This is a genomic window from Lysinibacillus sp. NPDC096418 (assembly GCF_044762775.1).
Classification (GTDB): Bacteria; Bacillota; Bacilli; order Bacillales_A; family Planococcaceae; genus Lysinibacillus.
Genome location: NZ_JBIWEY010000041.1, coordinates 1 through 21,964 on the forward strand (window position 1 = coordinate 1; position 21,964 = coordinate 21,964).

At 36.5% G+C, this 21,964-nt stretch carries 26 protein-coding genes and 1 riboswitch; of the genes, 6 read left to right on the forward strand and 20 right to left on the reverse strand.

Annotated elements, in window-relative coordinates; all coding sequences use genetic code 11:
• Positions 1–338: 338 nt before the first annotated feature.
• From ACIQZG_RS21170 to ACIQZG_RS21240, 15 genes are all read right to left on the reverse strand, one after another.
• Positions 339–572: a hypothetical protein gene (locus ACIQZG_RS21170; protein ID WP_402757592.1), complete on the reverse strand. Its 234-nt coding sequence runs from the start codon at positions 570–572 to the stop codon at positions 339–341.
• A 24-nt stretch (positions 573–596) separates the two neighbouring features.
• Positions 597–899: a hypothetical protein gene (locus ACIQZG_RS21175; RefSeq protein ID WP_402757594.1), complete on the reverse strand. Its 303-nt coding sequence runs from the start codon at positions 897–899 to the stop codon at positions 597–599.
• A gap of 264 nt (positions 900–1,163) precedes the next feature.
• The gene (locus tag ACIQZG_RS21180; protein WP_402757595.1) at positions 1,164–2,522 is read right to left on the reverse strand and encodes an IS4 family transposase; all 1,359 of its coding nucleotides are present in this window, start codon (positions 2,520–2,522) and stop codon (positions 1,164–1,166) included.
• Between the two features lie 177 nt (positions 2,523–2,699).
• Positions 2,700–2,978, reverse strand: coding sequence for a Gp49 family protein (locus ACIQZG_RS21185; RefSeq protein ID WP_402757597.1), 279 nt, complete (start codon positions 2,976–2,978; stop codon positions 2,700–2,702).
• A gap of 66 nt (positions 2,979–3,044) precedes the next feature.
• Entirely contained in the window at positions 3,045–3,257 is a 213-nt protein-coding gene (locus ACIQZG_RS21190) for a hypothetical protein (protein ID WP_402757599.1), read from the reverse strand.
• A 142-nt stretch (positions 3,258–3,399) separates the two neighbouring features.
• Positions 3,400–3,957 (reverse strand): hypothetical protein, encoded by a 558-nt coding sequence (locus ACIQZG_RS21195; RefSeq protein WP_402757601.1) that lies wholly within the window; start codon positions 3,955–3,957, stop codon positions 3,400–3,402.
• 158 nt (positions 3,958–4,115) lie between these two features.
• The gene (locus ACIQZG_RS21200; RefSeq protein WP_402757602.1) at positions 4,116–4,511 is read right to left on the reverse strand and encodes a hypothetical protein; all 396 of its coding nucleotides are present in this window, start codon (positions 4,509–4,511) and stop codon (positions 4,116–4,118) included.
• Positions 4,512–4,763: 252 nt separating this feature from the next.
• Complete coding sequence (locus ACIQZG_RS21205) at positions 4,764–5,021, reverse strand: hypothetical protein (RefSeq protein WP_402757603.1); 258 nt, start codon at positions 5,019–5,021, stop codon at positions 4,764–4,766.
• Positions 5,022–5,089: 68 nt separating this feature from the next.
• Positions 5,090–5,347, reverse strand: coding sequence for a hypothetical protein (locus tag ACIQZG_RS21210; protein ID WP_402757605.1), 258 nt, complete (start codon positions 5,345–5,347; stop codon positions 5,090–5,092).
• Between the two features lie 513 nt (positions 5,348–5,860).
• Positions 5,861–6,007 (reverse strand): hypothetical protein, encoded by a 147-nt coding sequence (locus ACIQZG_RS21215; protein WP_402757607.1) that lies wholly within the window; start codon positions 6,005–6,007, stop codon positions 5,861–5,863.
• Positions 6,007–6,345, reverse strand: a complete 339-nt coding sequence (locus ACIQZG_RS21220) for a pathogenicity island protein (protein ID WP_402757609.1) — start codon at positions 6,343–6,345, stop codon at positions 6,007–6,009. Before ACIQZG_RS21220 ends, ACIQZG_RS21215 begins: the two co-directional genes overlap by 1 nt.
• Before the next feature lie 300 nt (positions 6,346–6,645).
• Positions 6,646–8,208 carry a DUF927 domain-containing protein gene (locus ACIQZG_RS21225; protein ID WP_402757611.1) on the reverse strand — a complete coding sequence of 521 codons (1,563 nt, stop codon included), beginning with the start codon at positions 8,206–8,208 and terminating at the stop codon, positions 6,646–6,648.
• Positions 8,187–9,182, reverse strand: coding sequence for a phage NrS-1 polymerase family protein (locus ACIQZG_RS21230; protein WP_402757613.1), 996 nt, complete (start codon positions 9,180–9,182; stop codon positions 8,187–8,189). The genes ACIQZG_RS21225 and ACIQZG_RS21230 overlap by 22 nt, the downstream gene beginning before the upstream one ends.
• A gap of 61 nt (positions 9,183–9,243) precedes the next feature.
• Positions 9,244–9,513, reverse strand: a complete 270-nt coding sequence (locus ACIQZG_RS21235; RefSeq protein ID WP_402757615.1) for a hypothetical protein — start codon at positions 9,511–9,513, stop codon at positions 9,244–9,246.
• Positions 9,514–9,525: 12 nt separating this feature from the next.
• Positions 9,526–9,720: a helix-turn-helix domain-containing protein gene (locus tag ACIQZG_RS21240; protein ID WP_402757617.1), complete on the reverse strand. Its 195-nt coding sequence runs from the start codon at positions 9,718–9,720 to the stop codon at positions 9,526–9,528.
• A gap of 201 nt (positions 9,721–9,921) precedes the next feature.
• Here ACIQZG_RS21240 and ACIQZG_RS21245 point away from each other — a divergent pair, with 201 nt between their 5' ends.
• The 3 genes from ACIQZG_RS21245 to trhA all read left to right on the forward strand — a co-directional run bounded on the left by ACIQZG_RS21245 (position 9,922) and on the right by trhA (position 12,968).
• Entirely contained in the window at positions 9,922–10,974 is a 1,053-nt protein-coding gene (locus ACIQZG_RS21245; protein WP_402757619.1) for a helix-turn-helix domain-containing protein, read from the forward strand.
• 60 nt (positions 10,975–11,034) lie between these two features.
• Positions 11,035–12,207: a tyrosine-type recombinase/integrase gene (locus ACIQZG_RS21250; protein ID WP_483869796.1), complete on the forward strand. Its 1,173-nt coding sequence runs from the start codon at positions 11,035–11,037 to the stop codon at positions 12,205–12,207.
• Positions 12,208–12,332: 125 nt separating this feature from the next.
• Complete coding sequence (gene trhA / locus ACIQZG_RS21255; protein WP_402757623.1) at positions 12,333–12,968, forward strand: PAQR family membrane homeostasis protein TrhA; 636 nt, start codon at positions 12,333–12,335, stop codon at positions 12,966–12,968.
• A 34-nt stretch (positions 12,969–13,002) separates the two neighbouring features.
• Here the strand turns inward: trhA and ACIQZG_RS21260 are convergent, their stop codons facing one another.
• A complete protein-coding gene (locus ACIQZG_RS21260) occupies positions 13,003–13,479 on the reverse strand; it encodes a dihydrofolate reductase (protein WP_402757625.1) in 477 nt (158 codons plus the stop codon).
• 172 nt (positions 13,480–13,651) lie between these two features.
• Here ACIQZG_RS21260 and ACIQZG_RS21265 point away from each other — a divergent pair, with 172 nt between their 5' ends.
• Both ACIQZG_RS21265 and ACIQZG_RS21270 read left to right on the forward strand, forming a co-directional pair.
• A complete protein-coding gene (locus ACIQZG_RS21265) occupies positions 13,652–14,569 on the forward strand; it encodes an alpha/beta hydrolase (protein ID WP_402757627.1) in 918 nt (305 codons plus the stop codon).
• A gap of 61 nt (positions 14,570–14,630) precedes the next feature.
• Positions 14,631–15,827, forward strand: coding sequence for a class I SAM-dependent rRNA methyltransferase (locus ACIQZG_RS21270; protein ID WP_402757629.1), 1,197 nt, complete (start codon positions 14,631–14,633; stop codon positions 15,825–15,827).
• A gap of 33 nt (positions 15,828–15,860) precedes the next feature.
• On the opposite strand, the gene ACIQZG_RS21275 is transcribed toward ACIQZG_RS21270, so the two are convergent.
• From ACIQZG_RS21275 to ACIQZG_RS21290, 4 genes are read right to left on the reverse strand one after another with little or no spacing between them, the layout of a single operon-like run.
• Positions 15,861–16,532 (reverse strand): precorrin-3B methylase, encoded by a 672-nt coding sequence (locus ACIQZG_RS21275; RefSeq protein ID WP_402757630.1) that lies wholly within the window; start codon positions 16,530–16,532, stop codon positions 15,861–15,863.
• 56 nt (positions 16,533–16,588) lie between these two features.
• Positions 16,589–17,584, reverse strand: a complete 996-nt coding sequence (locus tag ACIQZG_RS21280) for an ABC transporter substrate-binding protein (protein ID WP_402757632.1) — start codon at positions 17,582–17,584, stop codon at positions 16,589–16,591.
• A gap of 60 nt (positions 17,585–17,644) precedes the next feature.
• Entirely contained in the window at positions 17,645–18,418 is a 774-nt protein-coding gene (locus ACIQZG_RS21285) for a heme ABC transporter ATP-binding protein (RefSeq protein ID WP_402757634.1), read from the reverse strand.
• Positions 18,419–19,408: a FecCD family ABC transporter permease gene (locus tag ACIQZG_RS21290; RefSeq protein ID WP_402757667.1), complete on the reverse strand. Its 990-nt coding sequence runs from the start codon at positions 19,406–19,408 to the stop codon at positions 18,419–18,421.
• A 190-nt stretch (positions 19,409–19,598) separates the two neighbouring features.
• A riboswitch (cobalamin riboswitch) is annotated at positions 19,599–19,785 on the reverse strand.
• A 183-nt stretch (positions 19,786–19,968) separates the two neighbouring features.
• On the opposite strand from ACIQZG_RS21290, the gene ACIQZG_RS21295 reads away from it, so the two are divergent.
• Positions 19,969–21,909: a GTP-binding protein gene (locus ACIQZG_RS21295; RefSeq protein ID WP_402757635.1), complete on the forward strand. Its 1,941-nt coding sequence runs from the start codon at positions 19,969–19,971 to the stop codon at positions 21,907–21,909.
• Positions 21,910–21,964 lie beyond the last annotated feature (55 nt).

Sequence of the window (21,964 nt, forward strand, 5' to 3'; positions counted from 1 at the left end):
AAATGACTCCGGCAGCATACCGAAGTCATTTAATCGCTGTTTAATGTAGCAAATGGTCTTTTATTAAACTGTCTACTTTATAGGGTTCAGTTCATTAATTGAGTACCTGGGCTTTTTACTTTGCTTATGCGTGTTCCTTTGTATCGACAAGAATACATTGATAGATTACTACATCGTTCTAAACAAAAACTGAACAATATAATTTACTATTTACTACGACGTTGCTGAATCGTAATATACAATCATAGCAAACGATCCGTTGTCATGGTACGATTTTTTAAATCTTTTAAATGTGAATCCTGAATAACGCCTTCTTTAACAGCTTGTGTTAAAAATGCTTATGCCTCTGTATACATTGCTGGTGATCCTGTGTTCCAATTTGTATTTGTCATTGTTACTTCCTCCTTTTTGTCTTCCACAATTAATTGGACTTGCATTTTGCTGTTACTTGGTACGACTACTTGACCCAATACATAGCCTTTGGGTATCTTCCAATTTGCTTTAACTTCAAAATGGGGTCGGTCAATTGCGTTTGTCAATGTTCCACCCCACTCAATACCTAATTTCTTCAATAGCAGCTAGTCGAGTAAGAGTAGTCACATCATATAAAGATTGCGGAGGACTAACTTCGATATCCCAAGCTCGACAGGATGGATTCGAGCAACTTCTGCTTCTAACTTCATTTGTTGCAGGTTTGCAGACTTGCTTACTTCGGAATCAGCGTTGTAAATTTCACCGCGCCATTTCAGGACATGTTGTAAATCCCACCACCCTCGAGAGTGTTGCGTTAACCCTTGCTTCTTCCAGTCAGTTAGCGATCTATCGCTGATTTCAATTAACTCACAGAGCCGATTTGTTCGTATAAGAACACGTCCGTTTTCCTCTTTAAATCCATCCATTTTGCTCACCCCAATTCCGAAGTTCCGAAGTAAAATTTTTTATTTTCAAGGAGACGAACCGCGGGAGTCGCGAGCCCATAGCCGTGTACTTAAGAAGGATAGTAAAGTTCAAATTTTATATTCTTAATATTTTCCGAAGAGTTAATGTTGCAAATGAGTGTTTTGAGGTTAGAATAAGATATGTTCTAAAAAAAGAGCATAACAAATAAACCCAAAATAATGTAGTTCTTAACTACCTTTAATTTGGATTTTTTGTATGTTTAATCAAACAAATAAAGTGTGCCGTTCTGGCTTTGTGGATTTTAAGTTGAATTTTTCTGTGGTAGGAATAAGACTCTTAAAGAACAAACTCCAGCTTCGCGCACCTTTTTTGCTTTCTAAAACGAGTCGGTTTATCATTCTAGAAATCATACGGATTGTTAAATCTTCACTAATAAATTTATTTAATGTTTTCCAAACAACTTTTCGAAGATAACCTGTGGTTATCATGCTTAACAGCATGACAATACATTGGCAATATACGTGGCATAACCAACGTTCAATTTTCATGTCTTTTATTTGATGAATTTTCAAATGGGATTTCCACGTTTTGAAACGAAGTTCAATCTGCCATCGAACGCGATATAACTGAGTTATTTTTTCGACGGAAATAGTACGTGGTAAATTAGTTATGTAAATAGTTAGTCCCGAAAGTGAAGCTACATTTTCTTTTGGAATAGAGCGGCATTTTTTTTGATAACTTCTAATTCTTTTTTTTGTATTTTTTTCTTCTTGCTCTTCATCATGACGATAAATAATACAGCGTGTGAGCATTTTTTTATGTCTTCCCACATAAATCTTATTCCACTCTCGATAATGTCCCCTGGGCAATGTTTTCAATTCTTCTTCCATGTATAAACGCTGATAGCGTTGTTTTTCAATAAAGGAACCATCTGGATGACGAGGTGGATTATCAACCTCTATAAAGAACTGCGAATCCATTCTAGCCCTTGAAAGATAAAAGGCTTCAGATCGATGAATTTGTTCAAATAAATCCAAATGATAGTAACCTAAATCCTGCAAGAATAAATCCCCTTTTTCTAAATTAGCTAGTCGTTCGAATCCTGCGGGAGTGTCTGCAGATTTCCCTTCATCTAAATTAAACCAAAGCAATTTCTCACTTACGTAATCAAATTCAAATTGTATTTTAGCACCAGCATCTCTCGTTCCTTTATAATTATTTTCATATGATTTTGGGAGTTTAAAGCTTGTACTATCTATAATTCGAATCCGTTTATATGGGGATTTTTTCTCTAACTTCATTTCCGCCAATGGCGCCTGAAATTGATATTGAAATAGACGATCAAATAGAGCCTTAAAAAAGTCGACTGCTTCAGTAGTGAATCGTTTATTTAAACCAGATTTGGTGATATATATATTATGCTTCTCTAAATCGTGGCATGAATTATTTAATGAGGGCTGAACAAGATTAGCATTTTGTCGAAATACAAGTGATAAAAAGTCGGAAGCGGAAAATTGACGCTCCCGTTTAATAAATCCTGTTTCCTTCGCTAGCTGTTCAAGATTTTTAGGTAGAAAAAGTTGAAAACATTCTTTCACATATAAATTATGTTGATTGTACATAAAAAGCCTCCTCTAAGTTGTCGTTTTAATACTAACTTAAAAGAGGCACTTATTATTAAAAATAATTAAATTAGCTTAAGTACACGGCTATGGTCGCGAGCCCCGCATAGGACTCCCCCCTGGGGAAGGACCCAAAGCCTTGGTATGACTGGGTTGGCGGACTGCTCATTCACTGCCCTATATGCTTGTTGTTAGGTCAGTGTCACTAAGTCTGTTCTGTAATGCGTACCCCTCTAGCTCCCACAAGCGACTCTTGATATGCTTCACTGCTAAGTCATAACCGATATGTTCATCATAGTTAGCCGGGTCTACACATGCAGATTCACCAACTAATGTAAAACCATTTGGTAACTTAGCTACTAATAAGCATTGCTTTTCATGCACTCGGTGGAATACCTCAAATGATGATTGCTCGATAATACTATTAATCTGTTGTTGTGTTACTGTGTTAACCATTCTCTCACCACCTCTCAAGGCATAATAAAAAGCCACACCTGGTTAGATGTGACTTCTGATAACTTCTCATTGATGCAGGTTGCTGACTTTATTTTGTTTATTCATCCAATGTAATACAAAACTTGCAATCGATACTACGATAGCTAATACATACAATACCGTAATTGAAATAGGTACTTGTTCTATACCTTCTTCTAGAACATTTTTAATGAAGAAAAAGCTTGATAGTACCATAGACACTACAGTAATAATATTTAGCGTTTTGACTTTGTTTTTCACAGTTATAACAAACACCTCCTTCCACACTAATAATAGACTGGAATCGATTATTTTTAACATCATTACAAAATCTATAAAAAAATAATTCTTTATAAATTTTGAAAAACAAAAACACCCTGAATAGGGTGTAATAGAACTATAATTAGATATCTTTCGCTCTAATATCAATCATTTTTATTGCAATATCCGTAACAAATCCAGTATTTTTATTTATAATTTCAAAATCATGATCATTGGGTTTATCTAGATATCTTTTGAGTGCTTGAAATCTTATGTCTTGATACTTCTTCAGTTCCTCATATAAGTATTCAATCTCTTTATCGCCCTCAGTTATAGCGTTTAATTTTATACTGTTCATTTCTTTATTTACTAATTCACCAGTTTCAATTAACGCTTTCTTTTGATAATCTTCTATGTTTGACTTTTTATAACCGTAGAAATATTCGTTGATATTTACTTGAAAATCTACTAAAGCAATACTAAATTGCTCCATTGCTATATCTACTTCAGCACTTAAATCATTTTTAGGATTTGGGTCAATAATTTCCTCTACTTTTGATGTTGAATCAGAGTCATCAATTTTTTCTACTTCTTTATCATTCGACTCACCATTAGCTTTTACCGATTCATCCTTACCACAAGCCGAAAGTAGTAAAACAGAACATAGTATTGTGAATACCATTAATTTATTAAATTTCATAATTACGCCTCCAAAAAAAAAAACAATATATAACTTGAGGATAGCATAATTATAAAATTTAGTAAATATTGTATTATAAGGAAAACAATATGCAAAAAACCCTAACCAAAATAGACTAGGAGGATGACCCGAAGATTTTGGTGAATCGCATGTATGTATTACTCCTTTGAAATACTATCAAAGTTTAACTCACCTTGATAGATTTTAACATCGCTTACATGACTTAAACCGTAATCTAATTTTATTACAGTATTTTTATCATCATTTTTCCCAAGATAACCCTTTATATAACTATCAACAGTTGCTTTAAATTGGACAATATCACCGTCTTTTACATTTTGAGTTCTAAATAAAGAAGAATTACTTACCCATATATGATCACACATATAATTACCTTCGATATCGTATAGGTCATGCAGTAACACTCTTTCAACTTTTGTCACTTTTAAATTTCTTCTTTTGGTTCTCATCGGGATATTTCTTATTCCAAAATTTTTAAACTTTCCATAAAAATACATGTCTTTATTTAGATGTTTTTTAAGTTCATCTCTCAATTGTTATCTCTCCTGATATGTTGTAAATATTTACTATACACTTTATCATTTTGAGAGAAAATATTAAATCCATTTTGTCTTTTTTTATTTAAGAATAGCACTATCAAAAAAACTTAAATCGTCGTCAAAAATAAACTGAGTGATTTAATCAGTGGTTTCTATTTTTTCCAAACAACTTTTTGATATCTATCGCTATTTTGAAGATTCTCTCTTAGTTTCTAGAAAAAAAGCCGCAACTCGTAGTGAGTGCGACTAATTCGATTCTAATAATTCTATTGTTTCGTAAGGTGTTTCTTGTTCTTCAATAGGTTCATTAGGTTCGATTTGAGAAGCTTTTAACCATCGCTGCTCGTTTACATCTTTTACATAATCTACTTTGACATCATCTATTCCGAAATCATATTCGACAACTACAGCTTCTAGTTTAGATTCTTTAGTAATCACTTTGTCTCCAGCACGATAATATGGAATTTTATATCCTGAATCACCGCAGTACCATTTAATCGGCATTGATTATCACCTCTACTTAGTTGTAACCAATTTCATAATAAAAAGCCACACCTGGTTAGATGTGACCTTTATGTATTAGTATCTATTTTTTCATATTGCATTTTAACAACGTGTTCGAGGTTAATTAAATTGTTCTGATAATATAAATACTTCTTTCTGTTCCTAGTTGCAACCATTGCGTTAGCCCAAAAGATTTCAGACACAATAAAAATATCTTTCTCTCCAGTTGAGTAACTAAAAGTTACTTGAAGAGTCTTAGGTAACTCTGCATCACCTATCTCTTTTAAGAAGTTTTCAAGTTTATCGAAAAGTTTTTCTTTATCCATTCAATCCCTCCATCATGTTCTATTGATGGATTTAGTATAGCACAAAATAAGAACGTTTGTTTGTAATTTAAATAGAGCTCTCCCTAGCAAAATGTATTTACTAGTTAATTTTCTTTAATATTTTCTTTAGGAATTTCACTCTATTTGAAGGACCTCGTTCAGATGTGTTTTAATTAGGGAATAAACATTCTCCTTAACAGTACCTCCTAAGGAAGGACCCGCAGTGTTACTTTCGCTTTTTCACTTTCCCCACTTTCGCTTTGCAACCATCAAACACCGATGAATACTAGGGTTGATACCCCCCAAAGCGAAAGCGAAAGTAAAATTTTCAAAACAAAAATAGACGACTTTTGGGCCTCGAGAGCCCCGCATAAAGTTAAAGTCCCAGGAGGACCCATAACCTGGCCGGACTTCTAATTGTACTCAACTACCACACCTCACCTCCCCTAATAAAGAAAAGCCCAATAACATACACATCACTGTGCAGCTACTGGACTTCGTGAGTCTCTATGTTTATTTAACTTCATAACGATTGATCGCTTTGCAACGATGATATTTAATCTCTGCATCATAGTTTGAATCCGCTAATATATATTCTTGTGTTGATGTTAGGAATAGTCGTTTACATGCTTTGCATTTAACTTCTTTAAACTCTTTCATCACTTTGCCTCCCTATAATAAAATCCTACAGGTAACCATCTAGGATATTGATAAGCTCTCGCTTCATTAGCAAGTGGTAATGGGATCGTACCTCCATCAACTATATAAGCTAATAGATGAATAGCTTTACAGATAATAGATCCTTCTTCCAATAACTCATTAATCAAAGCTACAGCTTCATTATTCCAATCTAGCCATAGAATAAGATTGGTATTCCCTTGCAATGATCGATCTCCTTCATAATGAAAATGATTTTCTTTAAATAGTCGTTCAATTTCCACAAAAGATGTACCTGAGTGCGTTTCAATATAATCTAATAGTTTTTGTTTGACGGTCATAATTCACCTACTTACTTATATTTGTGTGCCTTTTTTTATAATGTGTAGCCCTTTTTGTTACCTCAAAGATGTTGATATATCAACATTTAAACAGAAAAGTAACAAAAGTAACAAGGTAACACGAAAAAATACACCCTATTTAGATGTTTATAAAAATGCTTTTTTCATTGAAATAAATACATGCGAGTATATATATTTTGTGTTACCTTTGTTACCTGTGTTACTAACTATTATCAACCATTGATAGATAAGGTTTTTCAAGGTAACAAGATATAAAATACATATGTTCCTTTGTGTAGCCTAGTATCTTTCTATCTGTTCTGCGAAATTAAAATCCAACTCTTTTAAAATGTTTGGACTGATACAAACTAATCTAAAATTATTTCCTTCCACCTTCTTTAGACGGTAATCTACTTCTTTTCCTCTATTTTCGAATTTTGTTGTATATCCACGCTTCAACCATGCTGACCGAATAGTTTTCTCTTCTAAACCAAGAAAATCCTTTAAATAACTTGGTGTTATCCATAACACACCATCTTTATAGACTGCTTTCATCGGACGACTTAATCCATATCTATAAAAAATCGATCCACGATCTGAATCTAAATCCTGCAGCATCGTTTCAAGTAACTGTTTCGGCTTGTCCAATGCTTTGTTTTCGGAAACTAATTCATCAAATAACTTGTAGAGCTTCATCAAATCTATATCTAATTTGAAGAACATATTAAGTAGCTTTCCCACATAAATTAAGACTGCGAAATTTCTAGTTACTCGAACGATTACAGGATTATTCTCAGTTTTTTTCTGACATACTTCCACGTACTCACTGAATTGTGGAAGTAAATCTTTTTTATGCTGTTGCCATTTCGCTACAAACTGCTTGCCGATTTCTCCATAATAGGAGTCGATTCCGTTATGTAAGCTAGTGAAGAAACTAGGCTTCACATTTTCAAATGGAATCCCTTCTATCGAGATAATACGTGCAGCCACTCCTCCTTTTTGTTCAGCGTATGTGGTAAGACTGGCTTCACCAGTGGAAATTAAGATGTTATTCCAAGTAAATTCTTGCTGACTCCCCGTTGTGGATCCACGCCCTTTTGAACGTCCACCACTAAAGTTATAAATGAAATCTCCTAGTGTTTTTTCATTCGCTTTTCGTGAATCATCCAATATTAAGGGAAAGCTATTTAAAAAAGTGGTTTTACGCTCTGCAGCTACCTTTGTAATGTTCCATTCACTCATTAATGTGTCCGTTCCCCAAACACTGGCACAGGCTCGTAGAATAGTAGTTTTACCGTTGGAAGTTTCACCAGCAAAATCAATTACAAACGGCTGCAGCTTCAAATCATTTAATAAAACAGATGCAAAACTTGCGAGTACCATCAGTAACGCCCTGGGATGACTTTGAATAGGGCTTAAAACATGTTCAATCCATTCTTGGGCTGTTCCAGATGTTTGAAAGGCTTCAAGTAGCTGCTTCTCCCCTAAATCATTTGGCTTAATCATGACCTCATTCGACTGCAACGGATGAACAAAATAGCCTCTTATATGGCCTATTCGACTAACCAAATGTTCTCGTGTTAATTTAGACTTGTTATGCATTAAGTAACTGTAAAAGTAATCAATTAAATTTTTTGCATTGTTTTCTGTCACAGCTAATGATCTATTAGATAACAAAGTTAATTCTTTTCTAGAACCAATTTGAGAAGCGAGAACAATTGCTTTTCTAAGCCGATGTTCGTCTTTCCAGTTCAGTTCATAATACAAATCATCCGTTTCAACATTTTCAAATGATCTAACAATTACCGGGGACTGACTACAAATTAAATGTTCCTTTTGCTCTATGGATCCATCACGTAACACCTTTTCAGAAATCTGATAAAGCGCACCGTTTTTTTTTGGTATCCATATGGAATCAAATCAACCTTTTGATCTGGAACGAATGTATTTGTGCATTCCTGAATGGCTTTAGTTAATTGTTCATCTCCATAAGTAGTTTTATTTCGTTTACTATCCCACTTATCACGCATTAAAGAGGATTTTCTAAAGATACTGTCCATCATGTGATAATCACAATTAGTCCAAAATGCCAAATCATTCACAAATGCCATATCTGCTTCTGATTGTGAGCCATAGAGTTGTTCCCAACCGCCATTCATGAATAATTTAAATCGATCACCATTTTTACTTTTCTCGGCAATCCGTAAAATTTCAGATTCAAGGAGTGCAGCTTTACCAAGTCCATCATTTTGTTGTGGAAGTGGAGACGTTGCTTCTTCACGTTTAAATACTTTTTCAATAAACGCTTCGATTTCATTTCCTTCATTTATCGATAAATCATTTAACGCTTCACCAGTGAAAGTTATAAATCGTTTGTTACTATAAATCTCATAATCTAGGTTTGTATTTTTATTCTTAAATTTATTGCTATCATGCTGAAAACCTTTAATCCATACGTGAATGCCTTTAGCTGATGGTGAACGCTCTGCATATGATAAACTCACAATTTCTTGCGCTAACTCCGGTAACATGTCTACACTTTCAATATTATCTATATCAATACAGGCATATGGATCAGTTTCGGATAAAACAAATCCTATTCCATCCCCTACACCATTTTCATATGCTTCGTATATCTTATCGAAAGTATTCCAGGTTCGACTGTTCGTGCTACTTGCTTTTCGAATACCATTCCTACAGTACGGAACTTTTGTAAAAACACCTTGTTTTTCATCCCATTCAGCTTTCCACAAAATCCAATATTTTAGTTGTTTCAGTTCATCTGGAATGTTTTCTGGTACAACTAAAAGAATTTTTTCTTTCTCCAATATTGCCATTTGTTCACCTACTTCCGTTTATGACCTATTCCTATAACACACGCCGCCAAGCTGTGTATTTTCACCACTCTAAGACAACAGCTTCAATAGCTTCTAGTACTGGTTTATAAAACCACCACCTCTTGCGATTCTTGCGAACTTCACAAGCTCTAACGCGTGGGTCGTGAAGCAATTCTTCAGTAATGTGTCTCTCTGACATGCAAAGCAATTCCGACATCTTCTTTAAGTCGATTAAGAAGAAAACTTCCCTTACTTCTTCATCAAGCCGTTTCTCTATGTACTGCCGAATGGCTTGTTTGTCCAAATTTACTTCAATATTTGCTGGTAACATCTCATAGCCCCTTTACTTTGCTGTTGGTGTTGTTAGCCATTTATCAATGGTTTCACGATGAAACAATATCTTTCCACCTATTTTTACATGAGGTATTTGATTAGCTTTAACCATGTTATAGACAGTTCCACGAGATATTCCAATATAATCAGCGGTTTCTTTTACAGTCATCGTCACTTTTGTTAACACCTCTTTGTTTTCAATCATTCTTTCACCCCTCCATTAATAAGACACTTTAAGAAACCTTTTTTCAAAAAAAATAATAGAAAAAAGAAACTTTAAGACACTTTTAAAATAGCATACTTTTCATTTGAAAACAACAAAATAAGACACTTTAAGAAACAATGCGTATGTTTTTTTCATTTTTTGCGATATAATAAAAAAAAATAAAAAGGAATGTGAAAGAATATGAATGTAGACAAAGAAGCGCTTGGTATGCGAATATCAAACATCAGAAAATCAAAAGGATTAACTTTAGAGGCGTTTGGAGAGTTGATAGACAATGCTGGAAAAAGTGCAGTTTCAAAATGGGAAAAAGGAATAACCCTTCCAAGCAATAAAAGATTAAAAAAAATCGCCGATTTAGGAAATATGACTGTTGATAATTTAATGTTTGGTAGTATGGAAAGCTTTATCTTCTATAATTTAGAAAGTCTAACCCCTTCTGAATATAAATTTATGACAGGTTCCATTCCTATGGGTTCTTTACGAATATTAATTAATAAAATAAAAGAAAATGACGTATCCATCTTAGATATAGAAAGAATCAAAAAAATCATTGAACAAGAGCTTCCGTCAATCATTGCCGAAATGGGAAAAGAGGCTGACACAATGTTGAATTATATTTTCAATAATATAGAATACAGAGAAATTGCATCTCGTTATTTTTCTTTTAATAATTCATCTGCCACAGAGGATGATGTTAATTATATTTTCGATAATGCGAAACAATTATCTTTTGAGGAAAAATGTTCACTAGGTTCGAAAATAGAGGATATATTTAGTTATTTGCACGGATTAATTCATGACCAAGTTTATATGATTGAATCTACCGCATATTTAATCACAAACGATGATCTATTAAATCTCAAAAAATTCAATTTCAATAATAATGAGGCTTTCGAAATACAGCCGGTTACGTATAAAGACACCTATAAAACCCTTCCGCTTAAGCATAAACACCATGAATTGTTAGTAACAATAAGCAGTTCTAATAAATGCGATTTGGTAAGAGAAGGCGACTGTGTACACATTCTTTATTATCCAGATTTTAAAAAGGAATTTTTGTATAATCATTTTTCTAACGAACGAATGGCTATACTAAACGATGGAAACTTTTATATAGGCAAAGTAGTTGAAGCACAAGTTTTTGAAACATACTCAAATGGTGAAAAAGTAAATTTTGATTTAAAAAATATTGAATTGCATAATTTTTTCCCTCTTCTCTCTATATTTTATTAACTCACCTATTACTCACCTATTCCTGTACACACGCCGCCAAGCATGAAAGGAATGGACAAGGTGAAACTAGAAAAATCATCGAAAGACCCTGAGGTTTATGCATATTATTTAAAGGATAGCGTCAAACGCTGGATGTACCGTCATAAATATGAAGATTCATATGGAAAAGTAAAAGAAAAGAAAAAAAGTGGATGCGAAACAGAAAAAGCAGCGATAAAAGCCCTTGTGGATGTAAAGGCTCAAACGCTGCGCGGAAATACCAAACTGATTGAAAATGATTATTTAACTATTAGCCAATGGTTGGATACATGGCTAAAGATGGATCATACTTGGAAACCTAGAACGCGTGAGATTCACGAAACTGCGGTACGATTGCAACTAAAACCACTTATCGGTCATTTCAAGCTTCAAAAGCTAGATAAAGATACGTATCAAAAACAGTGTATCAATGTGCTAGGATGTGACTACGCCTACAATACGGTTAAAACTGTGCACAATACTTTCAAAACGGCCATTAATGCAGCTGTGGAAGCTGAAATAATTGCTCGGAACCGCTTTTTACGTGTAGCTTTGCCCGAAGAGGAAGAAAAAATAGAGAATTTTTTTACACCTAATCAGTTACTCACTTTTCTAAACGATGCCAAACAAAATGAAAACATCACGAATAATACATTGTTATTAACTATTGCATACACCGGAGTAAGACTTGGGGAAGCTTGCGGACTACAATGGCGAAATATTGACTTTGATAATAATAAAATTACTATCGAGCGAACACGTAATTATGCTGGTACTGGGAAACCGAAAACAAAAAATTCGTATCGGTCTATCCAGGTGGATAAAAGCGTTATAGATCAGTTAGCGACATATAAAACTTGGTGTAAATCATTATTGTTATCAATCGGTAAAAAATTGAACGCTGATACGTTTGTTTTCTTGTCCGAACAAACAAACGAGCCTATACACCCCACTAACACGGCTGCTGTTATGCTTAGAATTGTTCAAAGGGCTAACTTACCTAAAGTGACAATTCACGGTTTACGCCACACTCACGCTACAATTTTATTAAATGATGGACTACCTGTAAAGGTAATTGCTGATCGATTAGGTAATACACCTCGAATGATTCATACAGTTTACGCACACGTGTTAGAAGAAATGGAACAAGAGTCTGTAGCTGTGTTCAGTCGTAGTTTAGAGGATGCTAGGGCGAATTTCAGGGCTAATTCTTAACGAATAACCCTTCAAGCCTTGGTATATATAGATTACAGAAAACACATGAAACATATGACAAATGTAAATAGTAGAATACATATTATTGGGGTATAGTAATAGCAAGAACGAAAGGAGTGGAATTTATGATTGAATCATTTGATTATAAAACATGGAAAGAAGAACTGTGGAATGCAATTACGCACGGAATAGGTTTTATTGCAAGTATTCCGGCACTTGTTGTGCTTATTTTAACAGGTATTCAAAATGGCAGTGCGCTGCAAATCACAACATTTAGTATTTTCGGGGCTTCCGTTATTATCCTGTTTTTAATGTCCACCCTGCTACATAGTATGCCAGAAAAATACAAACACATTTTTGCAATTCTCGATCATTCATCGATATATATTTTAATAGCGGGTACGTATACACCATTTTTACTGATTGCTATTGGTGGCACTCTGGGTATAGTATTACTCATTACTATTTGGAGCCTCGCGATTCTTGGGGTTGCCTTTAAATGCTTTTTTATCAATCGTTTTGAAATTCTTTCCCTTATTTTTTATATCGGTATGGGATGGCTAATTATTTTTGCCATAAAGCCGATCTATGCTTACCTTGGCTTTAACGGCTTTGCGTTACTGTTAGCTGGAGGACTTTTTTATACCATTGGCGCGTTATTCTACGCTTGGCGCTCGTTACCATACAATCATATGATCTGGCATCTGTTCGTATTAGCGGGCTGCGGCTCGATGTATGCCTGTGTGTATCTCTATTTATAAAAAAATGCACGGTGCTTCTGACACCGTGCATTTCTTATTTTCGTTCAAAAATACGATATTGGAATGTGTAGCCTTCCGGTGTAGTTACTGGCTCTTGTGCAGAAACTTCAACAAAATCCGCTTCGTATTCAGGGAAATATGTGTCCCCTGGAAATGAATGATGAATTGTTGTTACATAAAGTCGATCTGCTATTGGCAATGCTAGTCGGAAAATTTGCTCCCCACCAATAATCATAATTTCAGGTACCTCTCCAGCAAGCTTAAGTGCCTCATCTAAACTTGCCACTGTTTCTATACCGTCCACTTTAAAACTTCCATTTCTTGTAATGACAATGTTACGGCGTCCAGGTAATGGTCGACCAATAGATTCAAACGTTTTACGCCCCATAATAATGGGCTTACCCATCGTTTGTGCCTTAAAATATTGTAACTCCCCTGGCAAATGCCAAGGCATATCGTTTTCATAGCCAATTACGCGTTGTTCGGCATGTGCCACAATTAATGAAATCATTTTGTCCCTCCAAGTTGGATATACCCTATATTATAAACGTATTTTTGATTACTAACTGAAGTATTTTCACTCTTTTATAAAATAATTTTCTTTTCCAAGATTAATACATAGTATTTTAATAAGAATAGTTTATAATAAAAATTACAAACGTTACGAAAAAGGAATGATGAAGATGACACAATTAACTAACGAAGCAATTCGCTATATAGAAGCAAATGATACAGGGTACCATTATTACGAAATGACACCCGAAGAGGCAAGAGCTTCGCGCACTGTTCCAAAATGGCAATCTTCACTTACACCAACTCTTGCTTCCATCGAAGATCAAAAAATAACAGTACGTGACGGCGCGAAAATAAAGGTCCGTATTTACACGCCTCCCCACGAAAAAATTCTCCCGATTATTGTATATTACCATGGTGGTGGCTGGGTATTTGGAGATTTAGAGTCAGCAGATGCCGGCTGTCAGCTACTTGCGGAAAAAGCACAATCAATAGTTGTATCGATTGATTACCGACTAGCTCCAGAATTTCCGTTCCCAACGCCTGTTTACGACGCATACGATGCATTACTTTGGGTTTATGAACATGCGGCAGAATTAAATGGGGATCCAACACGTTTGATCGTGGCCGGTGATAGTGCTGGCGGTAATTTAGCAACTGTAATGACACATATTGCAAAGCAAGAAAACGGGCCGGCCATTACTGCACAAGCCCTGATTTATCCAGTGACAAACATCAATTTCTCTATGAATTCGTATTCGAAGTTCGGCGCACATTTCGGTTTAGACACGCAGGGAATGGAATGGTTTACAGGACATTATTTAACGGAGGATACCTTATCCAATCCTTTAGTAGCCCCTCTTCAAGCGGCGGATTTTAAGGAATTACCGAAAACAATTATTCTTGCAGCAGAGGCAGATGTGCTATTTGATGAAGGCGTTAGCTATGCAGAAAAATTAGCCGCAGCCGGTGTAGAAGTTAATCATGTTGTTATGCCAGGTTTAATCCATAGTTATTTCAGTAAAATGGACTTTTTCGAGGAAGCAACGATTGACACTGTCGAAAAAATTGCTGCTTTTATAAAATAATTTGTCTATATCCCTAAAACAATGCGATAATAGAGCAAAATGCTTTTTAAAGGATGACAACATGACACAAACAATTGCACTACAAATCAACAATCAATTTGCAGGCCCATTAAAAAAAGGCTACCCACTAATTTCGAAAGACGCAGTCGATGCACGTAAACTACCTGCCGAGGAAGGTTCCCTATTACGCTTACTAGATATACACAATCGTTTTATCGGAACTGGTTATTACGGCTTACAAAATAAAGGGATTGGCTGGCTATTAACAACAGATGCCAACGAAGAAATTGACACAGCTTTCTTTGAGAAGAAAATCAAAAAAGCCATCCAAAATCGTGAAGCCTTCTTTAATAATCCTAACACTACAGCATTTCGTGCTTTTAACGGTGAGGGCGACGGTATCGGTGGCTTAACAATAGACTTTTTTGATGGTTACTATATGGTAAGCTGGTATAGTGAAGGCATTTACTCCTTCAAGGATGCTGTCTATGAGGCACTTTCTGAAACGGTAAATTATAAAGCAATCTACGAAAAAAAACGCTTTGATAGTAAAGGTCAGTATATCGAGCAAGACGATTTTGTCATGGGTACACCAGGTGAATTCCCATTAATCGTGAAAGAAAACGGCATGAATTACGCAGTCAATTTAAATGACGGCGCGATGACTGGTATTTTCCTCGATCAGCGTGAAGTTCGCCTTGCAATTCGTGAGCGCTACGCTAAGGGTTCGAATATGCTTAATACATTCTCTTACACAGGCGCATTTTCAGTCGCAGCAGCACTTGGTGGCGCTACGAAAACTACAAGTGTAGATGTTGCAAAGCGTAGTTTATCTAAAACTATTGAACAATTTAGTGTCAACTCGATTGATTATGAGGCACAGGACATCAAAGTGATGGACGTGTTCCAATATTTCAAATATGCACAACGTCATAACATGAAATTTGACCTTGTCGTATTAGATCCACCTAGCTTTGCACGCACAAAGCAAATGACGTTTTCAACAGCGAAGGACTATCCAAAATTGTTAATGGATACAATCGCAATTACAGAGAAAAACGGAGTGATTGTCGCTTCTACAAACAACGCAAGTTTTGGTATGAAGAAATTCAAAGGCTTTATCGACCAAGCATTTAAAGCAACTAATACACGCTATAAAATTGTTGAGGAATTCGGGCTACCAAAGGATTTCCGCATACCACGTGAGTTCCCTGAATTCAACTACTTAAAAGTTGTCTTCATTCAAAAATTAAACTAAAAAAACGGGTGTCTCTTTTTGAGGCACCCATTATTATATAAGCTTTTGCCAATAATCAGCAGATTTCGTTCGGTGATAATATTTGTGAAATGGTTCGTCTTGGCGAGCATATACCTGATAGTCCGTGATAATTGCCTGTAACAGTTGTTCAATAAACTGTACAGGTACTTTTTTTGCAAATAACTCCCCTGCCTGTGCATGTCTTCCCATCGGAACAGCTCCTAAATAGACATCAAAACTATCTTTCTGGTAAACAAGGCCAATATCGTCATAAACGGCATTGTAGCAAGCTGATGCACAACCATTCATATTGACACGCAATCTTTTTGGTACCTCTATACCTTCAAGCCGCTCATAAAGCGCTTCTGTTATCGCCGCTGCCTCCATCTTATCCCCATCACAAAAATCACATGCTTTCATCGACACAATAGGACCTTGCTGTGAAATGTATAAGCCTGCCTGTTCTAACTTCTGTCTCACCTCTGGAACATCAATTGTCGGGACGGATAGCAATATACTATAAGATGCAGAGTATTTAATCGCCCCATTCTCCCCGATTACTTCTGCAATTTTTTGAAATTGTACCGGTGTATAATGCTTATTAATAATACCAGGACTTACTGCAAGACGCGTAAATTCACCTACAGTGTTTAACTTTGCAAATGTTTTATCAGGAATATTATATTTGAATGCATTGATTGACATGGTCCCATCTCCCCTTATGAAAAAGGAGCCAGCATATCGCCAGCTCCAGGCCTTTATTAGAAATTATCTGGATAGAATCCTTGTGCTAAAATTTGAATGGCTTCAGCCGCACGAACCCCTTCTGATGCTGCCGAAAGTGGTAAAGTAACAAAACGCTCGTTCATCACTGCATCAGTCTCTTTTAACGCTGGATCATTTTTCAAGAAATTAATTTTTTCCTCTACGCTAGTAGACCCGTAGTCAATAACTACAATAACTTCAGGATTGCGCTCTACTGTGTCCTCTTTTGAAACAGTTGTCCAACCAGACTCAACATCACCGAAGATATTTTTACCACCTGCTACAGTGACAAGCTCATTCATGAAATTTTGCCCTGCGGTAGTAACATCTTGCTTTCCGTTGTCAAAAATAAGGACACGCAATTCTTCCTTTCCTTGTGGTAGCTTCGCTCGAATATCCTCTACTTCTTGTGACATTTGCACAATCAGTGCTTCCCCGCGCTCTTCTACTTCGAATATCTTCGCAATATTACGGATATCCGTGAAAATATCCTCTAATGAAGGATTAGTGGTGCTTGAAGATGTATGTAAATACGTGTGAATTCCTAGTGTCTCAAGCTCTTCTGGTGTACCTACACCCTTCTCACTAAATCCACTCTTCCAACCTGCATATAAAAAATCCGCTTCTGCATCAATCACCTGTTCTTTTGTAGGGTATTGCTCAGCCAAAACCGGAACTTGATCATAGGCCGCTTTTAAAGGTGCATAAATTTTATCATCTAAATACGCTGTTCCAACCATTGAATCTTCTAACCCTAATGCCAACATAATTTCTGTGACATGCTGATTTAAACTAATCGCTTTTTTAGGTGCTTCTGTATAAATCTGTGTCGTATCATTATTTTCAATCGTTACCTCTGTTGCTGCAGCTTGTGCTGGGTCCCACTGTTCATTTTCTGTTTCTGACTTCTGTGCTTTATCGTTCCCACAAGCTGCTAAAATACTTAACATTGCGATTGCAAGAATAAGCCACATGCTTTTAAATGTCTTCATGTCCTTTCCTCCTTTAATGATCAAAATTATATAGAAAGAAATCTATGATCCCTTTGCTAACTACAAGAATTGCTCTGGTATATAGAAAATATGTGGTTTTTTCGTAATGGGATGCACGCTAACCTCTGCATGTACGCCAAATACCTCTTTTAATATGGCAGGTGTTAATATATCTTGTGGTGTCCCATAAGCCATAATTTCTCCGTTTTGCATCACATAAATTTTGTCGCAGTAAGTCGCTGCAATATTTAAATCATGTAAGGCAACCACCACGGTAATCGGTAAACTCCGTATTAGGTCCATTAGCTGTAGCTGATGCTGAACATCCAAATGATTTGTTGGCTCATCTAATACCATTATCTTTGCCTGCTGTGCTAATGCCCTTGCGACAATAACACGTTTTTTTTCACCACCAGATAAGGAACTAAAATTACGTTCCGTTAAATGAACAATGCCAGCTTGGCGCATTGATTGTTCAATGATATCTCGATCCTCTTTCGTATCGCCTTCAATGAGTCGTTTATGTGGAGTGCGTCCCATAGCCACAAGATCCTTAACAGTAAAGTCAAATAGTACTGGTGTTTCCTGTCCTACAACTGCAAGTTGCTTGGCCATCTCCTTTGCGGATTGCTTGTAAATGTTTTCATTATATAAAAACACATCTCCGACTTGTGGTTTAAGCATTCTGTACATATTTTTTAATAACGTGGATTTCCCACTGCCATTTGGGCCAATTAAACCTACAAACTCTTGCTCATGGATATGCATCGATACATTTTTTAATATTTTCGCTTTTTGTACAGTGAAAGACAGATTTTGCGCAACGAATACCATTTAATCCCCCTCCCCGAATGAATAAGTTTGCCTACGGAGCATCCAAATAAAGAATGGACAACCACATAAAGCAGTAATAATCCCAATCGGCATTTCCTCTGGGGCAATGACAATACGCGCTACAGCGTCTGCCCATATTAAAAAGATCGCGCCAAGTAGTGCACTTACGGGTAAGACAAATTTATAATTAGAGCCAACAATCATACGTACAATATGTGGAATAATGAGACCTATAAAGCCAATTGCCCCACTAACTGCTACTAACACGCCCGTTAACAGAGAGATTAAGAGGATAAGGAGCAGTCGGAATTTTTCTATATTGACACCGAGTGTTACGGCTGATTCCTCACCTAGTAACAATAAATTCAAATGACGTGCGTGTAATCGTAAAATTAAATAGACAACAATAAATACGACGAACGGAATCGCTAAATTCGCCCACTTTGCACCAGCCAAGCTACCCATCATCCAATACATTACCGCCTTCAGACCACCCTCTTCTTTCGACATCATCAGCATAAAGTTCGTCATCGCTGATAACACGAGTGACACTGCAATACCTGCTAATAATAAACGAATAACTGAAATTCTTCCTTGTACTCGTGCTAGGAAAAACACGATTATCACGGCTACCGTCGCACCAATAAAGGCTGCAAATGACAGCGCATACATACCTAAATACGAAAAAGCACCAAGTAGTATAACAGACGTTGCTCCAACTGATGCACCCGAGGATATTCCTAAAATATACGGATCTGCAATCGAGTTACGAACTAGGGCTTGAATCGCTGCTCCCGAAATGGCAAGACCAGCCCCGACAATCATAGCTAGTAAGACTCTTGGTGTACGAATTTGCCAAATAATAATTTCTTGTGAGCGACTCCAGTCCGATTCAATGCCAAATAGATTGAAAGGCGCATGTGATAAAATTACACGCCACACCGTACTTGGTGTGATCGATACAGAGCCCACCATGACTGCTATCGTCATCGATACAAAGACGACACCAATCAGTATTACTAGGATTATGGCTATGTTTTTTGTTGTTTGATTCCTCAAAATGCTCTCCCCTCTTATAACAAAGGGCATAAAAAAAATCCCCTTGTCTACAAGAGGATGTCATAGTGAAATAATGGGTTTCTCTACCCTGTCACTACAACCATCCTCGTGGTTCTATGTAAATGTGTTGCTTTAATTGGCAGGTATCCTGGCTTAGGTTCATCGTCTATACGCCTTCCCATAACTTAGCTACAGTGGCATTGTGCATAGACTCCCCATTTACAGTTGCGGGACAGCATCGGAATTGCACCGATTTCCCTTTTAAGCAAATGTCCAAAGACATTTGCACCAATAAAAAACTTCATATTAAGTTATAAAATTTAGAATAGCAGAACTATTCTATTCTAGCAATCACACAAAATTATCCATTTTAGAATTTTCTTTGATATATAAGCACTACTTTATCATAAAGACTATTTATGTAACATGAAATCATTACTGATAATTTTCTGTTACAATAATAGTCAACGACGAATGAAATGAGGATTTTTATGTTAAAGACAATTGGCGTGCTCGCTCATGTCGATGCAGGTAAAACAACTTTCTCTGAACAGCTTCTTTATCATACGAATAGCATCCAAGCTAGGGGTCGTGTCGATCACCAAGATACATTTTTAGATAATCATGCAATCGAACGTGCGCGCGGAATTACTATTTTTGCCGAGCAAGGTCGCATGCAAATCGGAGATGATACATATACGCTTATCGATACCCCAGGTCACGTCGACTTTTCACCAGAAATGGAACGAGCTATACGTGTCATGGACTATGCAATTATTATCGTAAGCGCCGTTGAAGGAGTGCAAGGTCATACTGAAACGGTATGGCAACTTTTACGTCAATATCATGTACCGACGTTTTTCTTTATCAATAAAATTGATCGTGAAGGTGCAGATGTAAATGCAGTAATGGCGCAACTCCAAAAGGAATGTTCTGAGGACGTATTATTTATTAATGAGTCGCTTCGTTCGGACTATGTATCTAGCCAGATTACCGAATGGCTTGCGGAACGTGACGAATTGCTACTTGATTCTTTTCTTACTGAATCGCTGGATGCCTCTACTTGCCTTTCAAGCTTGCAAGCAATGATTAAAGGAGAACGAGCTTTCCCTTGCTTTATAGGATCGGCATTAAAAGATATTGGCATCAAGGAGTTTATAGCTCAACTTCCACTTCTATCTGCGACAAATTATGAAAAAGAAGCACCGTTTCAGGGCGAAGTATTTAAAATTCGTCATGACGGTCATCAACGTCTCACATTTATAAAAGCATTGCAAGGAACCTTACATGTTCGAGATGATTTTACGTTAGGAGTAGTTACAGAGAAGGTAACGGAAATTCGTATTTATAACGGTAATCGATTTGAAACTGTACAAGAAGTAAGTGCTGGGGAAATCTTTGCGGTGAAAGGACTAAGTCAGGCTCAAATTGGTGATGTCCTTGGTAGTTCAATAAATCCACAACCATTTGAGCTTGTACCGACATTACAGGCAAAGGTGCAATATGATGGAGGGCAACATATAAAAGATGTATTAAAAACCTTTCGTTTACTTGAAGCTGAAGAACCTACGTTACGAGTTATATGGAACGAAAAATTTCAAGAGATTCACGTGCATATTATGGGCGTCATTCAACTCGAGGTTCTTCGTGAAGTGCTAACTAACCGCTTTTCTCTAGTAATTACATTTGGTGAGCCTAAAATCCTATATTTAGAAACCATTGCGACGACTGTGACAGGCTACGGTCATTTTGAACCGTTAAAGCACTATGCCGAAGTACATTTATTGATGGAGCCAAACACGCGTGGAACTGGCATTACATTTGTCAATGCATGTCATGCCGATGATTTATCCGTTGGACATCAGCGACTCATTGAAAAACATCTATTTGAGCGCGAACATCATGGTTTATTAACAGGCTATCCTATTACAGATATTCGTTTTACTCTACTAACTGGACGTGCGCATAATAAACATACAGATGGTGGCGATTTTCGTGAAGCAACGTTCCGAGCGCTACGTCAAGGGCTCGAACAAGCTAAAAATGTATTGCTCGAACCATATTACCGCTTCAAACTTAAAGCACCGAACGATTTTATTGGGCGTATGATAACTGATGTTCAACAAGCAGCAGGAACTTTTGACGCACCTATTTTGACTGAGGAGCACGTTTTACTAACCGGCCGTGCCCCTGTAGCTACATTCATGAGCTACAGCACTAATTTTGCCGCTTATACAAATGGCAAAGGCTCACTATCACTGCAGTTTGATGGCTATGATTTGTGTCATAACACTGCTGAGGTTATTGCTCAGATTGGCTATGATAAAAATGTTGATCCTGAATACACATCTTCTAGTATATTTTGCGCTAAGGGCAAAGGCTATTCCGTTCCTTGGCAAGAAGCACAAGAAGCCATGCACTGCTTACGATAGAAAAACAAAACAGACTTCACTCTATATTTTAGGGTTAAGTCTGTTTTTTAATGGA

What these genes read in the sequence shown, in the direction of transcription:
- ACIQZG_RS21180 (WP_402757595.1), bottom strand. Translation starts at nt 2,522, where the DNA reads ATGTACAATCAACATAATTTATATGTGAAAGAATGTTTTCAACTTTTT.
- ACIQZG_RS21265 (WP_402757627.1), top strand. Translation starts at nt 13,652, where the DNA reads ATGACACAATTAACTAACGAAGCAATTCGCTATATAGAAGCAAATGAT.
- ACIQZG_RS21185 (WP_402757597.1), bottom strand. Translation starts at nt 2,978, where the DNA reads ATGGTTAACACAGTAACACAACAACAGATTAATAGTATTATCGAGCAA.
- ACIQZG_RS21205 (WP_402757603.1), bottom strand. Translation starts at nt 5,021, where the DNA reads ATGCCGATTAAATGGTACTGCGGTGATTCAGGATATAAAATTCCATAT.
- ACIQZG_RS21240 (WP_402757617.1), bottom strand. Translation starts at nt 9,720, where the DNA reads ATGATTGAAAACAAAGAGGTGTTAACAAAAGTGACGATGACTGTAAAA.
- ACIQZG_RS21290 (WP_402757667.1), bottom strand. Translation starts at nt 19,408, where the DNA reads ATGACGATAGCAGTCATGGTGGGCTCTGTATCGATCACACCAAGTACG.
- ACIQZG_RS21280 (WP_402757632.1), bottom strand. Translation starts at nt 17,584, where the DNA reads ATGAAGACATTTAAAAGCATGTGGCTTATTCTTGCAATCGCAATGTTA.
- ACIQZG_RS21285 (WP_402757634.1), bottom strand. Translation starts at nt 18,418, where the DNA reads ATGGTATTCGTTGCGCAAAATCTGTCTTTCACTGTACAAAAAGCGAAA.
- ACIQZG_RS21270 (WP_402757629.1), top strand. Translation starts at nt 14,631, where the DNA reads ATGACACAAACAATTGCACTACAAATCAACAATCAATTTGCAGGCCCA.
- ACIQZG_RS21275 (WP_402757630.1), bottom strand. Translation starts at nt 16,532, where the DNA reads ATGTCAATCAATGCATTCAAATATAATATTCCTGATAAAACATTTGCA.
- ACIQZG_RS21245 (WP_402757619.1), top strand. Translation starts at nt 9,922, where the DNA reads ATGAATGTAGACAAAGAAGCGCTTGGTATGCGAATATCAAACATCAGA.
- ACIQZG_RS21195 (WP_402757601.1), bottom strand. Translation starts at nt 3,957, where the DNA reads ATGAAATTTAATAAATTAATGGTATTCACAATACTATGTTCTGTTTTA.
- ACIQZG_RS21175 (WP_402757594.1), bottom strand. Translation starts at nt 899, where the DNA reads ATGGATGGATTTAAAGAGGAAAACGGACGTGTTCTTATACGAACAAAT.
- ACIQZG_RS21230 (WP_402757613.1), bottom strand. Translation starts at nt 9,182, where the DNA reads ATGGCAATATTGGAGAAAGAAAAAATTCTTTTAGTTGTACCAGAAAAC.
- ACIQZG_RS21220 (WP_402757609.1), bottom strand. Translation starts at nt 6,345, where the DNA reads ATGACCGTCAAACAAAAACTATTAGATTATATTGAAACGCACTCAGGT.
- ACIQZG_RS21235 (WP_402757615.1), bottom strand. Translation starts at nt 9,513, where the DNA reads ATGTTACCAGCAAATATTGAAGTAAATTTGGACAAACAAGCCATTCGG.
- ACIQZG_RS21295 (WP_402757635.1), top strand. Translation starts at nt 19,969, where the DNA reads ATGTTAAAGACAATTGGCGTGCTCGCTCATGTCGATGCAGGTAAAACA.
- trhA (WP_402757623.1), top strand. Translation starts at nt 12,333, where the DNA reads ATGATTGAATCATTTGATTATAAAACATGGAAAGAAGAACTGTGGAAT.
- ACIQZG_RS21210 (WP_402757605.1), bottom strand. Translation starts at nt 5,347, where the DNA reads ATGGATAAAGAAAAACTTTTCGATAAACTTGAAAACTTCTTAAAAGAG.
- ACIQZG_RS21260 (WP_402757625.1), bottom strand. Translation starts at nt 13,479, where the DNA reads ATGATTTCATTAATTGTGGCACATGCCGAACAACGCGTAATTGGCTAT.
- ACIQZG_RS21215 (WP_402757607.1), bottom strand. Translation starts at nt 6,007, where the DNA reads ATGAAAGAGTTTAAAGAAGTTAAATGCAAAGCATGTAAACGACTATTC.